12 protein-coding genes are annotated in these 14,020 nt (G+C 64.5%); 9 read left to right on the forward strand and 3 right to left on the reverse strand.

Going from position 1 to position 14,020, the window contains the following annotated elements; genetic code table 11:
* Window positions 1-57: 57 nt before the first annotated feature.
* The 8 genes from HZZ16_RS05590 (at window position 58) to HZZ16_RS05625 (ending at window position 6,692) form a co-directional block, all read left to right on the forward strand.
* Window positions 58-1,329 carry an NAD(P)/FAD-dependent oxidoreductase gene (locus HZZ16_RS05590; protein ID WP_197947512.1) on the forward strand — a complete coding sequence of 424 codons (1,272 nt, stop codon included), beginning with the start codon at window positions 58-60 and terminating at the stop codon, window positions 1,327-1,329.
* 204 nt (window positions 1,330-1,533) lie between these two features.
* Entirely contained in the window at window positions 1,534-1,965 is a 432-nt protein-coding gene (soxX, locus tag HZZ16_RS05595; RefSeq protein WP_197947513.1) for a sulfur oxidation c-type cytochrome SoxX, read from the forward strand.
* A gap of 4 nt (window positions 1,966-1,969) precedes the next feature.
* Complete coding sequence (locus HZZ16_RS05600; RefSeq protein WP_197947514.1) at window positions 1,970-2,437, forward strand: SoxY-related AACIE arm protein; 468 nt, start codon at window positions 1,970-1,972, stop codon at window positions 2,435-2,437.
* Window positions 2,437-2,754 (forward strand): thiosulfate oxidation carrier complex protein SoxZ, encoded by a 318-nt coding sequence (soxZ, locus tag HZZ16_RS05605; protein ID WP_197947515.1) that lies wholly within the window; start codon window positions 2,437-2,439, stop codon window positions 2,752-2,754. The genes HZZ16_RS05600 and soxZ overlap by 1 nt, the downstream gene beginning before the upstream one ends.
* The gene (gene soxA / locus HZZ16_RS05610; protein ID WP_197947516.1) at window positions 2,751-3,530 is read left to right on the forward strand and encodes a sulfur oxidation c-type cytochrome SoxA; all 780 of its coding nucleotides are present in this window, start codon (window positions 2,751-2,753) and stop codon (window positions 3,528-3,530) included. Before soxZ ends, soxA begins: the two co-directional genes overlap by 4 nt.
* A 56-nt stretch (window positions 3,531-3,586) precedes the next feature.
* On the forward strand, window positions 3,587-4,936 hold the full coding sequence (locus tag HZZ16_RS05615) for an ABC transporter substrate-binding protein (protein WP_197947517.1): 1,350 nt from the start codon (window positions 3,587-3,589) through the stop codon (window positions 4,934-4,936).
* Window positions 4,933-5,871, forward strand: a complete 939-nt coding sequence (locus tag HZZ16_RS05620; protein ID WP_197947518.1) for a carbohydrate ABC transporter permease — start codon at window positions 4,933-4,935, stop codon at window positions 5,869-5,871. Before HZZ16_RS05615 ends, HZZ16_RS05620 begins: the two co-directional genes overlap by 4 nt.
* Complete coding sequence (locus HZZ16_RS05625) at window positions 5,868-6,692, forward strand: carbohydrate ABC transporter permease (RefSeq protein ID WP_197947519.1); 825 nt, start codon at window positions 5,868-5,870, stop codon at window positions 6,690-6,692. Before HZZ16_RS05620 ends, HZZ16_RS05625 begins: the two co-directional genes overlap by 4 nt.
* Window positions 6,693-6,749: 57 nt before the next feature.
* On the opposite strand, the gene HZZ16_RS05630 is transcribed toward HZZ16_RS05625, so the two are convergent.
* The 3 genes from HZZ16_RS05630 to HZZ16_RS05640 all read right to left on the reverse strand — a co-directional run bounded on the left by HZZ16_RS05630 (window position 6,750) and on the right by HZZ16_RS05640 (window position 10,285).
* Window positions 6,750-8,417 carry a regulator gene (locus HZZ16_RS05630; protein ID WP_197947520.1) on the reverse strand — a complete coding sequence of 556 codons (1,668 nt, stop codon included), beginning with the start codon at window positions 8,415-8,417 and terminating at the stop codon, window positions 6,750-6,752.
* 10 nt (window positions 8,418-8,427) lie between these two features.
* Window positions 8,428-9,126: a cysteine hydrolase family protein gene (locus HZZ16_RS05635; protein WP_197947521.1), complete on the reverse strand. Its 699-nt coding sequence runs from the start codon at window positions 9,124-9,126 to the stop codon at window positions 8,428-8,430.
* A gap of 217 nt (window positions 9,127-9,343) precedes the next feature.
* On the reverse strand, window positions 9,344-10,285 hold the full coding sequence (locus HZZ16_RS05640) for a hypothetical protein (RefSeq protein ID WP_197947522.1): 942 nt from the start codon (window positions 10,283-10,285) through the stop codon (window positions 9,344-9,346).
* An 84-nt stretch (window positions 10,286-10,369) separates the two neighbouring features.
* Between HZZ16_RS05640 and HZZ16_RS05645 the strand changes: the two genes are divergently transcribed.
* Window positions 10,370-13,927 carry an indolepyruvate ferredoxin oxidoreductase family protein gene (locus HZZ16_RS05645; protein ID WP_283815752.1) on the forward strand — a complete coding sequence of 1,186 codons (3,558 nt, stop codon included), beginning with the start codon at window positions 10,370-10,372 and terminating at the stop codon, window positions 13,925-13,927.
* Window positions 13,928-14,020: the final 93 nt, after the last annotated feature.

Below are 14,020 nucleotides of genomic sequence, written 5' to 3' on the forward strand. Positions count from 1 at the left end.
CAAACGACAAATCGCGGCGGCCGTATCGGCCGCCGCAGCATTTTCCGGACAGGTCTCATGAATGCGCCGGTGACGCGGCGGAATGCCGTCCTCGGCATCGCCATCGCGGCCACATCGCTCGCCGCACCTTCGATCCTGCACGCGCAATCGGCGGGCCGCGTCGTCGTGGTCGGCGGCGGCTTTGGCGGCGCGGCTTGTGCCCGCGCGCTCAAGCGCGCCGATGCTAAATTGCAGGTCACCCTGATCGAGCCGAACCAGACCTACATCTCCTGTCCCTTCAGCAACGAGGTGATCGCCGGCCTGCGCGAGATCGAAGCGCAGCAGTTCGGCTATGACAAGCTTGCCACCGGGGGCATCAGCATCGTCGCCCAGGCTGCGACGGGCATCGACGCGCAAACGCGCCGTGTGACGACGGGCGATGGCACCACGTTCGGCTATGACCGCCTCGTGCTCTCGCCCGGCATCGACTTCCATCTCGAAGCCCTGCCCGGCTACGACGGTGCCGCGCCGGAGACGATGCCGCACGGCTGGAAAGCCGGCGCTCAGACTCTTTTGCTGCGTCGGCAATTGGAAGCGATGGCGGACGGCGGCACGGTCGCCATTGCAATCCCGGCCAATCCTTCCCGGTGCCCGCCAGCGCCCTACGAGCGCGCGAGCCTGATCGCGCATTACCTGAAGTCGACAAAGCCGCGCTCCAAAGTTCTGATCCTCGATGCCAAGGACGCATTCTCGCAGCAGCGGCTGTTCGAGAAGGCGTGGAAGGAGCTCTATGGCGACATGATCGAGCGCGTCGCACTGTCGCAAGGCGGCCGCGTCACCTCGGTCGATCCGACGACGCGTACCATCGTCACGGAGTTCGGCAACTACACCCCTGATGTCGCCAACGTCATCCCGCCGCAGCGCGCGGGGCGCATCGCCGGAATCTCGGGCGTTGCGGACGCAACCGGCTGGTGCCCGATCGATCCCATCACGTTCGAGTCGAAACTCGTTCGGAACGTCCACGTCATTGGCGATGCCTGCCTCGGCGGCGGCATTCCCAAATCGGCATCAGCTGCGAGCGCGCAGGGCAAGGCCTGCGCTGGCGCGATCGTGAATCTCCTTGCCGGCCGCGCGCCGGACACGCCACGCCTGACAGGCGTCTGTTACAACGTCGTCGCGCCCGGTTACGGCTTTTCGCTGGCCGGCAACTACGAGCCCAGGGGCGACATCTTCGCTGAGGTCGAGGGTGGCGCCACGAGCCCGGTCGACGCGCCGCGCGAATTGCGCGCCCGAGAGGCCGCGGAGGCGGAGCGCTGGTTTGAAACGATCACGGCGGACACCTTTGGCTAGGCAATGAAGGAACGAGCTTGCCGCCACGACCACAGTGCGCCCCCTCCCCCGCCTGCGGGGGAGGGCTGGGGAGAGGGTGTCTCCGCTTGCGAGAACCTCCAAGAGGACAGAGCCCTCACCCTCGCCTTCGGCTCGACCTCTCCCGCAAGCGGGAGAGGTAAGTGGAGCTCGCGGCGACCTCAGATAACCCCTCCGATAGCTGCGATGGCCGCCCTCATCGTGGCAAGCCTCGCCTTCGCCTTGCCGACCCAAGCCGACGAGCTCGTGCCCTACACAATCGTCGGCGACGGCATTCCAGTCTCGCTCACAGGCTCACCCGGCGATGCCACGCGCGGGCACGCGCTGGTGCTCGCGCGCACGACGACCTGCATGCTCTGCCATTCCGGCCCATTCCCGGAAACGCGGTTCCAGGGCGACCTTGCGCCTGATCTCGCCGGTGCCGGGAACCGGTGGTCCGTGAGCCAGTTGCGGCTTCGACTGGTCGATGCCTCGCGCTTCAACCCCGAGACCATCATGCCGTCCTATTATCGCAACGACGGCCTCGTCCGCGTCGGGCGCAATTTCGCCGGGAAGCCGATCTTGTCGGCTGCGGAGATCGAGGACATCGTGGCCTTTCTTGCAACGCTTCGGGACTAGGTTCATGCCAACGACGCGACGACAATTCTTGAACCTTGCCGGAGGCGTGACCGTCGCCGGCACGGTCCCGATCGTGACGCTGCGGCCGCTTCAAGCGACGCCGGCGATGCTCAACGCCGCGATCCGTAACCTCGTCGGCGAAGCCCAGCTTCGCAGCGGCAGGATCAGGCTCGACATTCCGCCGCTGGTCGAGAACGGCAACACGGTGCCAATGACGGTCAGCGTTGCGAGCCCGATGACGACGGACGACTACGTCAAGAGCATCCACGTCTTCAACGAGAAGAACCCGCAGCCGAACATCGCCAATTTCTATCTTAGTCCTTCCGCCGGTCGAGCCCAGGTCTCGACCCGGATCCGGCTCGCCGATACCCAGAAGGTGGTCGCGATCGCGCGCCTGTCCGACAACACATTCTGGCAGGTTGCCGCCGACGTCGTGGTGACGCTGGCGGCCTGCACCGAGGAGATGAACTGATGGCGGCCCTCATCAACGTTCCCTCGAAAGCCAAACGCGGCGAGATCATCGAGATCCGCACGCTGACCTCGCACATCATGGAAACGGGATTCCGCCACACCGCGGACGGCAAGCTCGTGCCACGCGACATCATCACGACCTTCATCTGCCGCTACAACGGCGCCGAGGTCTTTCGTGCTGACCTGTTTCCGGCGGTCGCGGCGAACCCATATTTGTCGTTCTTCACGGTGGCCAAGGAGAGCGGCAAGCTCGAGTTCGAGTGGATCGGCGACAACGGCTATTCATCCACCGCCTCCGCGTCGATCACGGTCGAATGATTGCTTGGCGCGCGATAGCGGCGGCGATATTGCTCGCCACGGGCCCCGCCCTGCTTGCCGGAGAGATCCCGTCCGATGCGCGCCGATCCGGCTATGCCTTCATGGGTCCGGACACCCGCGCGATGCAGGATGACGACACCGCCAATCCCGGCATGCTGTTCGTGCTCCACGGCGAGCAGCTGTGGAAGAAGAAGATCGGCAGTGCCGACAGAGCGTGCGCCGATTGTCACGGCGATGCGCGCGGCAGCATGAAGGGCGTCGCGGCGCGGTATCCCGCCTTCGACAAGGCCCTCGCGCGCCCCGTCACGCTCGACCAGCGGATCAATCTCTGCCGGACAAATCATCAGCAGGCGACGCCGCTGCCCTACGAGAGCCGCGACCTGCTTGCCTTGTCGGCCTTCGTCGGCCACCAGTCACGCAGCGTTCCGATCACCGCCGGCGACGATCCGCAGCTCGGGCCATTCGTCGAGCAAGGGCGCGAGCTCTTCATGGAGCGCGAAGGCCAACTCAACCTTGCCTGCACCAACTGCCATGACGACAATTTCGACAAGCGCCTCGCGGGCGCCCCGATCACGCAAGGACAGCCGACCGGCTATCCGCTGTATCGACTGGAATGGCAGACGCTTGGCTCGTTGGAGCGACGGCTGCGCAGCTGCATGAGCGGTGTCCGCGCCCAAGCCTATGATTACGGCTCACCCGAGCTGGTCGCGCTCGAACTGTACCTGATGTCGCGCGCGCGCGGCCTGCCGATGGAAACGCCGGCCGTGCGGCCCTGATGGCAGATTAGGGCTAGGCAGGCGTGGTACGGCCGCTAGTATCCCTCCCAAAGAATATGAATCAGAGGGAGGGACCTAAATTGGCCAACTACAACATCTCGCGCCGCACGCTGCTCAAGGGCACCGCCGCGGCCGGCGCGCTCAGCCTGACCGGACTGCCGGCACGCGCCGAGGTCAACTGGAAGAAATACGCCGGGACCAAGCTGGAGGTTATCCTCGCCAAGGGTCCGCGCGGCGACAACCTGCAAAAGAACATCAAGGAGTTCACCGAGCTCACCGGCATCCAGGTCGAGTCCGAGCAGATCCCTGAGCAGCAGCAGCGCCAGAAGGTCGTGATCGAGCTCACCTCGGGACGGCCGAGCTTCGACGTCGTGCATCTCAGCTATCATGTACAGAAGCGGCAGTTCGAGAAAGCCGGCTGGCTCGCCGACATCACGCCCTTCATGAAGGACCCGACGTTGACCGCGCCGGATCTCGTCGAAAGCGATTTCTCCGCCGCGGGCCTGCAATACGCCAAGAACGACAAGGGCCAGATGCTGTCGCTGCCCTGGTCGGTCGATTATTTCATCCTCTACTACAACAAGGAGCTGTTCGAGAAGAAGGGCGTCGCGGTCCCGAAGACGTTTGACGAGATGGTCGCGGCCGCCGAAAAGCTCACCGATGCCAAGGACGGTACCTACGGCTTCGTCGGACGCGGCCTGCGCAACGCCAACATGACGTTGTGGACCAATTTCTTCCTCAACTATGGCGGCGAATTCCTGGACGCCAAGGGCAACATCCAGACCGACGGCCCGGAAGCGGTTGCGGCCACGAAGCTCTATCAGACGCTGTTGACCAGGGTCGCCCCGCCCGGCGTTGCCGGCTTCAACTGGATGGAGTCGATGGCCTCGTTCACCCAAGGCCGCTCCGCAATGTGGATCGACGGCGTCGGTTGGGCGCCGCCGCTGGAGGATCCGGCCGCCTCACGCGTGGTCGGCAAGGTCGGCTACACCGTCGTGCCGGCCGGACCGAAGGGGCAATATTCCGCGACCTATGGCGACGGCATCGGCATTGCTGCGGCGAGCAAGAACAAGGAAGCCGCCTATCTGCTTTGCCAATGGGTGGTCTCGAAGAAGCAGGGCGCGCGGCTGCTGCAGGCGGGCGGCGGCGTGCCGTTCCGCAACTCGGTCCTGAACGATCCCGAGATTCAAAGCGGCGTGAAGATGCCCAAGGAATGGCTGCAATCGGTGATCGATTCCGCCAAGATCAACAAGCTCGGCCTGCCCGTCGTGATTCCGGTCGCCGAATTCCGCGACCTCGTCGGCGCGGCGCTCACCTCGACACTGTCAGGCGCGGATCCCGCGACCGAGTTGAAGAAGGCGCACGAACAATATCGGCCAATCCTGGAGCGTAGCGAAAAGGCGTGAGTGCGTTGACACAATCGACTCCGGCAGCGGCTTCGACCGAGGCCGCGCCGGAGAAGGAATTGCGGCCGCCGTCCTACTGGCCGTTCGTGGTGCCGGCGCTGGTCGTCGTGCTCGCCATCATCATCTTTCCGTGGGTCTTCACCATCTGGATGAGCCTGAACGAGTGGAAGATCGGCTCGCCCACCACCTTCGTCGGGTTCTCAAACTATCTGCGACTGACCAGCGATCCGCGCTTTCTCGAGGCGGTCGGCCACACGCTGGTCTACACCGTGCTGTCGGTGGTGCTGCCGCTGATCCTCGGCACGCTCTCTGCCGTGGTGTTTCACCAGAACTTCGCCGGCCGTGGATTTCTGCGCGGCGTCTTCATCATGCCGATGATGGCGACACCGGTGGCGATCGCCCTGGTCTGGACCATGATGTTCCACCCGCAACTCGGTGTGCTCAATTACCTGCTGTCGCTGGTCGGGATTCCCGCGCAGCTCTGGGTCTTTCATCCCACGACCGTCATTCCCTCGCTGGTGCTGGTCGAGACCTGGCAGTGGACGCCGCTGGTGATGCTGATCGTGCTCGGCGGTCTCGCCGCGATCCCGACCGAGCCCTATGAGAGCGCGCAGATCGACGGTGCCAGCTTCTGGCAGGTCTTCCGCTTCATCACCCTGCCGCTGATCATGCCGTTCCTGTTCATCGCCGGCATGATCCGCATGATCGACGCGGTGAAGAGCTTCGACATCATCTTCGCGATCACCCAAGGCGGACCGGGCTCGGCATCGGAGACCATCAACATCTATCTCTACAGCGTCGCCTTCACCTATTACGACCTCGGCTACGGTTCGGCGATTGCGGTCGTGTTCTTCCTGCTGATCGTCCTGCTTGCGGCGGTGATGCTCCACACCCGCCAGCGCATGCTGTGGACCGAGATCGCGAGCGGCGCATGACATCCCGTCAGATCGTCGGCAGAATCGGCCTGTGGCTCTCCGTCTTCGTCATCGTGTCGCCGGCGATCCTGTTTTTCCTCTGGATGATCTCGCTGTCGCTCAAGTTCGAGGTCGACAATGCCGCCTACCCGCCGGTGTTCTTTCCGGATCGCATCGCCTGGAAGAACTATGCCGACGTGCTCGCCTCCAACCGCTTCCTGACCTATTTCACGAACAGCCTGATCGTCACCGGCAGCGCGACCGCACTAGCGCTGCTGGTCGGCGTCCCCGCCGGCTACGGCATCGCACGCATGGCCGCGCATAAATCCGCGATCGTCATCCTGATTGCCCGCATCACACCCGGCCTGTCCTATCTGATCCCGCTGTTCCTGCTGTTCCAGTGGCTCGGCCTTCTGGGCACGCTGGTGCCACAGATCATCATCCATCTCGTCGTCACCGTGCCGATCGTGATCTGGATCATGATCGGCTATTTCGAGACGACTCCGATGGAGCTGGAGGAAGCCGCCCTGATCGATGGTGCCGGCCGCTGGCAGGTGTTCCGCCACGTCGCGCTGCCGATTGCGAAGCCCGGCATCGCGGTCGCCTTCATTCTCGCCGTGATCTTCTCCTGGAACAATTTTGTGTTCGGCATCGTGTTGGCCGGACGCGAGACCCGCACGCTGCCGGTTGCGGTCTACAACATGATCTCGTTCGACCAGCTGAGCTGGGGACCGCTGGCCGCCGCCGCGCTGATCGTGACCTTCCCGGTGCTGCTGCTGACGGTGCTGGCGCAGCGGCAGATCGTGGCCGGGCTGACGGCGGGGGCGGTGAAGGGCGGATGAAAAATGAAGCGGCCGGACGCCTGCTCACCGCCCGGCCGTTCTTGTTGCGATTTCACCCTACTCCGCCGGTGCGGCCGACATCTCCGGATGCGCGGCGTTGTGTTCGGCGGCGCCGAGCTTGCTCGCCGCGAACAGGCCGGCTGCCATCACGGCATAGGCGAGCGCCACTGCCGGGGTGACGCCGAAGCCGCCGCCGATGCCGACGGCTTCGCCGTGCATGAAGCCGAAATAGGTCAGCACTGCCCCGACCAACGCAAAGGCGGACGCCTTCTCGAAATCGCGTTCGATGATGAAGACGCCGATGGCGCCGAGGATGAGGCCGCCGAGGATGGCGCCGCCGCCCATCACTTCAAGTCCGTGATAGAACACGCCCTGCTGCGGCAGCGCGGCGATCGCGGCCGCCTTCACTGCATCAGCCTTGTCGGCCGCCAAACCACCAATTGTTGCCGCTGCGGTTATGGTGGAGCCGAGCATCGTGTCGATCTGGAGCTTGGCCCAGGCCGCCAGATGCGGCGTCAGCGCCAGCACGATCGCGGGAGCATGCTTGACCGGCGTGGTCTGGAACGCCTGCGCGCCGATCAGCATGCCGATATAGAGCAGGATCGGCGAGATCGCGACAACTGGCACGAGCGCCAGCAGCACCGAGATGATGCCGAACCAGGACAGCACAACCACCATGATGCCGGTCGCAGCCGAATAACCGATCCGTCCGCCCATCGCCTTCCAGCCGGGATGACCGATATAGACGGCGTTGATGAAGGGATTGCCCATCAGGCAGCCGATCAGGCTGACGACGCCGTCGGCGGTGAGCACCCGCGTTGTCGGATAGTCGTCGCCGGCCGCTTCCGCGCTCTCGACATTGTCCATGGCCTCGACGAGGTCGTAGATGCCGAACGGAATGGCGGTGACGAGGATGATGCCGAGGAATTCAAAGCCGGAGAAGACGTAGCCAAACGCCGGGATCGGCACCGAGAAGCCGAAATTGGCAAAGGCCGCGCCGACACCCGCGACGCTCAGGCCGCCGAGGCCGAGCCCGAACAGGTTCGAGCCCCAGGCGATGATCATGCCGGCCGCGATCGCGACGAGGCCTGCGGGAATGCCGCGCCAGTATTTCACGCCGCCGAACCAGCTCACCAGGATGATGGCGAAGCAGACGAGACCGATCTGCGGCGTCATGTACATTTCGAGCGCCGGCCGCATCGAGATGAAGGTGACGGAGACGCCCGCGAGCGTGCCGAGCAGCGCCGCGCGCGGCGTGATGTTGCGGATGAACGGCGCGATGAAGCCGCCGATCATCAGGATGAAGCTCTGGAAGAATACCCAGACGAGACCCGCCGACCAACCCTTGAGCGGATCGCCGGTCTTGAGGGTGATCGGCAGCATGATCACGAAGGTGACGATGAACATGTGCGGCACGCTGACGCCCGACGGCAGCGCGCAGACGTCGTTGCGGCCGGTCTTCTGGGCGAGACGGTAGGCGAGATAGGCGTAATAGAAGGTGGACAGGCACATCATCAGCCCCAGTGCGGGCAGGATGCGGCCGAACACGAGACTGTCGGGCATCTTCAGCACGAAGCGCAGCAGACCCGTGAGCACCAGCATGTTGACGAGGATGTTGGTGCCGAAGCCGAAAAACGCGTTCCAGTCGCCCGATGTCCATAGCGCCGGCTTGAACCCGGACTTGTTCAGATCAGAACTGCCGGCCGCCCCCGTCAATGTGCTCATGATAATACCCCTATGTGGTCGAAACCTTCATCGCCTCCAGAACTGCGGCTGAATCCGCGACCCAGCCGAAGATGCCGCCCTGGGCCTTGATCATCTTCAGGCCCATCTCGTGAAACTCGGGGAAGTAGGACGCGCAGCCGTCGGCGATGACGACGCAGCGATAGCCGCGGTCGTTGGCTTCGCGCACGGTGGTGTTGACGCACACCTCAGTGGTGACGCCGCACACGAGCAAATTCTCGATGCCGTATTTCTCCAGGACCTCGCCGAGCTCGGTGGCGTAGAACGCCCCCTTGCCGGGCTTGTCGATCACGATTTCGCTGTCGAGCGGATAGAGCTCGGGAATGATGTCGTGGCCGGCCTCGCCGCGAATGAGGATGCGCCCCATCGGACCGGGATCGCCGATGCGAAGACTCGGCGCGCCGCGCTCCACCTTCGCCGGCGGCGCGTCCGAGAGATCGGGCAGATGCCCCTCGCGCGTGTGAATGACCAGCATGCCGGTCTCGCGCGCCGCCGTCAGCACCGCACCGATCGGCTTCACCGCGCGCGCGAGCTGGCTGACGTCGTTGCCCAGCGTCTCGCCGAAGCCGCCGGGCTCCATGAAATCCCGCTGCATGTCGATGATGAGAAGCGCGGTGGCGGGCCAGTCGAGCGTTATCGGCTCGGGCTCGGCGCTGACGACGCCCTTGGTCGGCTTGGCTGAGTTCAACATGACGGCCCCGCGAGAACTCTCCTGGCCGGGAGTTCTGCAAGCGCCGTGCCATTGTGTACAATTGCGATGGCGCGCGATCGGCGAGGGAATCCTTCGTCTGGTCAGAAGGTTACGCCGGCGATCGGCGTCTGCTCATTCCCTGTGCGACGGCTTTGCGACATGCATCTGCCCAAGGGATGAGCGGGCTCCGCCGTCATTCCGGGAGAAGGAGCGAGCGCTACGACGCCGCCCCATACAGCCGCCGATGCTCTTTTTCATACGGGGCGTAAGACTCCTTCAGCGTTGCCGCGTTGAGCAGCATCGTTGCGACTATCGCGCCCGCTTTGTCGAACACGCGCGTCTTGATCCAGGCGCTTTCGGTGCGGCGGCTGCCCGAGAGCGCGACCACTTCACGCTCGACCTCATACTCCTCATCCACGAAGAGCGGACCCTTCAGCAAGCGGATCTCCTGATCGGCGAACAGGCCGACGGCGGGGCCCTTGGTCGGCAATGGATCGTCTTTGGAGCGGTACTGGAACAGCACGCTCAGCATCTCCATCGGGATGATGGGCCTGCCCCACGGATTATCAGCACCCGAATAGTACGGCGAGTTCTCGGTGATGACGGCGAGCTTCTGCCGTAGCGAGAACGGATAGAGGTCGCCCATGTTCTGGTCGAAGGCCATGCGCACCGATTGCCGCTTGCCGGTCACACCGACCTTCACGTCGCGAAGGATCACCGGGTCGGCGAGCGGCTTAAGCTCACGCAGACGCAGATCAAGGGCCGTGGGGCTGTCGACGATGGAAGCCGTGCCGCGCAACACCTCGGTGCCGTCCCGCTTCACCATTTGAATTTGACACTCCGGTTGCTCACCCGAAGAAGCCATCAGGATCGCCTGTACCTCTTCACCCTCGTAGCAGACGCTACGATAGTGGGCAGAGAGGCAACCTCTTTCGAACCAGACCTGTCCCCATTGCCGCTCGCAAAGCGGGGCAAACTGGCTGAAATGCGTCGGGCCTTCGATAGTGCCGCCCTTGAAGCCGAGCTTCTGCGCGGTGGCGTCGTCATGGATCGAGGCGTGCGCGTCGTAGGTCTGCGCCTGCAGCATCTGTCGCGGCCGGCGCCACGGCCCGACCAAGGCGCCTCCGGTTTGAGTGATCTCGGTCTCGAACGCCGTCATGTTTTCCTCCGCGTGCAAGCCATGACTAGCAGGAGCGCCACGGATGCGGCCAGCGATATTGACTTCGCCAACGCATACTTTTGACTGTCACAATCCGCTTCGCGCAGCCCTACTCCCTCCCGCAGCGCAAACCTCAACGCCGACCAAGAGACGAGGACTTCCGAAATGACGCTGTTGCAGGTCGAGCTGGACGACAAATACCGGCTCGAATCGAAGCAGATCTTCCTGTCCGGCACGCAGGCCCTGGTCCGCCTGCCTATGTTGCAGCGCGAACGCGACCGGCTCCAGGGCCTCAACACCGGCGGCTTCATCTCGGGCTATCGCGGTTCCCCGCTCGGCATGTACGACCACGCGTTGTGGCGCGCGAAGTCGCACCTTCAGCAGCACGACATCGCTTTCGTCCCCGGTCTGAACGAGGATCTGGCCGCAACCGCCGTCTGGGGTAGCCAGCAGGTCGGCCTGTTTCCCGGCGCCAAGGTCGATGGCGTGTTCGGCATCTGGTACGGCAAGGGCCCGGGCGTCGACCGCTCGGTCGATGCGCTCAAGCATGCCAATGCCGCCGGCACCTCGCGCAACGGCGGCGTGCTGGCGCTCGCCGGCGATGACCATGGCTGCCAGTCCTCGACCCTGGCGCATCAGAGCGAGCAGGTGTTCGCGGCGGCACTGATTCCCGTGATCAATCCTGCCACGCTCCAGGACTATCTCGACCTCGGCCTCTACGGTTTCGCGCTGTCGCGCTTCTCCGGCTGCTGGGTCGGCTTCAAGGCGATCAGCGAAACCGTCGAGAGCTCGGCCTCGATCTATAGCGACCCCGAACGCATCAAGATCGTGGTGCCCGATGATTTCGAGATGCCGCCCGGTGGCCTCAACATCCGCTGGCCCGATCCGCCGCTGGAGGCGGAGAAGCGCCTGTTCGGGCCGAAGATGGCCGCCGTGCAGGCGTTCGCCCGCGCCAACCGGCTCGACCGCATCGTGCTCGATTCCAAGCCCGCGCGGCTCGGCATCGTCGCGACCGGCAAGGCCTATCTCGATCTGCGCCAGGCGCTGGCCGACCTCGGCATCACCGACAAGGACGCGCAAGATCTGGGCTTGCGCATCTACAAGGTCGCCCTGACCTGGCCGCTGGAGGAAAGCGGTGCCAAACGTTTCGCCGAAGGCCTTCAGGACGTGCTGGTGGTCGAGGAGAAGCGCGGCTTCATCGAAGACCAGTTGATGCGCATCCTCTACAACATCGATGCGTCGCGGCGTCCGACTGTGACAGGCAAGCGCGACGAGCGCGGCGCACCGCTGTTGCCGAGCGAGGGCGAGCTGACGCCGACCATCGTCGCTGGCGCGCTGGTGGCGCGCTTGCGCAAGCTCGGCCATCACAGCCCGGTGCTGGAGCAGCGCCTCGCCCGGCTCGAGGCCTTCGACGACCCAGTCACGACGAGCACGCAGATCAAGCTGGCGCGCACGCCGTTCTTCTGCTCGGGCTGCCCGCACAACACCTCGACGCGCGTGCCCGAGGGCAGCCGCGCCATGGCCGGCATCGGCTGCCACGGCATGGCCCTGAGCATGCCGACCCGCCGTACGGATTTGATCTCGCATATGGGCGCCGAGGGCGTGAACTGGATCGGCCAGTCGCCCTTCACGACCGAGAATCACATCTTCCAGAATCTCGGCGACGGCACCTACACGCATTCCGGCCTGCTGGCGCTGCGCGCCGCCTCCGCCGCCGGCATCAACATCACCTACAAGATCCTCTACAACGACGCCGTTGCCATGACCGGCGGCCAGCCGGCCGAAGGCGCCTTCAACGTCGCGCAAATCGCCCATCAGGTCTGGGCCGAAGGCGTCAAGCGGCTCGCGATCGTCTCGGACGATCCGAGCAAATACCCGGAAGGCAATTATTTCCCGCAGGGCGCGACGATCCATCACCGCCGCGAGCTCGATGCCGTGCAGCGCGAGCTGCGCGACATCAAGGGCCTCACGGTCATCATCTACGATCAGACCTGCGCCGCCGAGAAGCGCCGCCGCCGCAAGCGTGGGCTCTATCCGGATCCGGCCAAGCGCGCCTTCATCAACGAGCTGGTCTGCGAAGGCTGCGGCGATTGCTCGCAGGCCTCGAATTGCGTCTCGGTGCAGCCGCTGGAGACTGAGTTCGGCCGCAAGCGCCAGATCGACCAGTCGAACTGCAACAAGGACTTTTCCTGCGTCGAGGGGTTTTGCCCGAGCTTCGTGACCGTCCATGGCGGCACGCTGAAGCGGATGAAAACCTCGGCTGTGGATTCCGGGCAATTGTTCGCCGATTTGCCGCGGCCTCCCGCGCGTGAGCTCGAGGGCCCCTACAACATCCTCGTCACCGGCATCGGTGGCACCGGCGTCATCACCATCGGGGCCCTGCTCGGCATGGCCGCCCATGTCGATGGCCGCGGCTGCTCGGCGCTCGACTTCACCGGCTTGTCGCAGAAGAACGGCGCGGTGATGAGCCATGTCCGCATCGCGCCGAAGCCGGAAGACATCTCCGCGGTCCGCATCACCACGGGAGGTGCCGACGTCATCCTCGGCTGCGACATGATCGTCTCGGCGGGTCCGACGGCGCTGAGCCGCGCCGAGCGCGGCGTGACGAAGGCCTATATCAATGCCGATCTGCAGCCGACCGCGAGCTTCGTGCAAAACCCCGATCTCGATTTCGAGATGGGAGCGATGCAGACCGTGCTCCGCGACGCCATCGGCGACAACAACCTCGACATCATCGATGCCACCGGCATTGCCGCGGCCCTGATGGGCGATTCCATCGCGACCAATCCCTTCATGCTCGGCTTTGCCTTCCAGAAGGGCGCGATCCCGCTGTCGCTGGAGGCCCTGCTCCGCGCCATCGAGATCAACGGCGCTGCGATCGAGATGAACAAGCTCGCCTTCACCTGGGGCCGGCTCGCTGCTCACGACATGTCGCGCGTGCGCAGCGTGCTCCAGTTCAAGGCGAGAGCGTCCGCGCCGGCGAAATCGCTCGACGACATCATCGCGACCCGCGCGGAGTTTTTGACCTTCTATCAGAATAAGGCCTACGCCGACCGTTACCTCGCAGCCGTCGCGAAGGTGCGCAAGGCGGAGAGCGCGGCTTCGCCGAGGTCAACCGAGCTCACCGAAGCGGTCGCAAAGAACCTGTTCAAGCTGATGTCCTACAAGGACGAATACGAGGTCGCCCGGCTCTACACCGACGGCAGCTTCGCCAAGAAGGTGTCAGAGAAGTTCGACGGCGATTTCACGCTGAAGTATCACCTGGCGCCGCCGATCTTCGCCAAGCGCGACAAGACGACCGGACATCTGCAGAAGCAGGAGTTCGGCGGCTGGATGATCCACGCCTTCCGCCTGCTCGCCAGGCTCAAGGTCCTGCGCGGCACCGCATTCGATCCGTTCGGCCGCACCGAGGAGCGTCGGACCGAGCGAAAGCTGATCGCGGATTATCTGACGATGATCGATCAGCGGATCACAGGGCTCAAGCCGGAGCAGATCCCGCTGCTGGCGCGGCTCGCGCGCGTGCCGGAAACCATCCGTGGTTTCGGCCACATCAAGGAAGCCAACATCAAGCTGGCGGCGGCCGAGACGGCGCGGCTGGAAGCGGAGCTCGAGAACAGCCGCTTTGCCGCGGCGGCGGAGTAGAGGTTAGGGCGCCACCTCTCTCCGCGTCATTGCGAGGAGCCCTTGCGACGAAGCAATCCAGAGTCTTTCCATGGAGACAGTCTGGATTGCTTC

The organism is Bradyrhizobium glycinis (genome assembly GCF_016031655.1).
Lineage (GTDB): Bacteria > Pseudomonadota > Alphaproteobacteria > Rhizobiales > Xanthobacteraceae > Bradyrhizobium > Bradyrhizobium glycinis.

Bases quoted from the DNA above. Each gene is read 5' to 3' on its own strand.
- HZZ16_RS05590 (WP_197947512.1), top strand. From the start codon at position 58: ATGAATGCGCCGGTGACGCGGCGGAATGCCGTCCTCGGCATCGCCATC.
- soxX (WP_197947513.1), top strand. From the start codon at position 1,534: ATGGCCGCCCTCATCGTGGCAAGCCTCGCCTTCGCCTTGCCGACCCAA.
- HZZ16_RS05600 (WP_197947514.1), top strand. From the start codon at position 1,970: ATGCCAACGACGCGACGACAATTCTTGAACCTTGCCGGAGGCGTGACC.
- soxZ (WP_197947515.1), top strand. From the start codon at position 2,437: ATGGCGGCCCTCATCAACGTTCCCTCGAAAGCCAAACGCGGCGAGATC.
- soxA (WP_197947516.1), top strand. From the start codon at position 2,751: ATGATTGCTTGGCGCGCGATAGCGGCGGCGATATTGCTCGCCACGGGC.
- HZZ16_RS05615 (WP_197947517.1), top strand. From the start codon at position 3,587: ATGAATCAGAGGGAGGGACCTAAATTGGCCAACTACAACATCTCGCGC.
- HZZ16_RS05625 (WP_197947519.1), top strand. From the start codon at position 5,868: ATGACATCCCGTCAGATCGTCGGCAGAATCGGCCTGTGGCTCTCCGTC.
- HZZ16_RS05630 (WP_197947520.1), bottom strand. From the start codon at position 8,417: ATGAGCACATTGACGGGGGCGGCCGGCAGTTCTGATCTGAACAAGTCC.
- HZZ16_RS05635 (WP_197947521.1), bottom strand. From the start codon at position 9,126: ATGTTGAACTCAGCCAAGCCGACCAAGGGCGTCGTCAGCGCCGAGCCC.
- HZZ16_RS05640 (WP_197947522.1), bottom strand. From the start codon at position 10,285: ATGACGGCGTTCGAGACCGAGATCACTCAAACCGGAGGCGCCTTGGTC.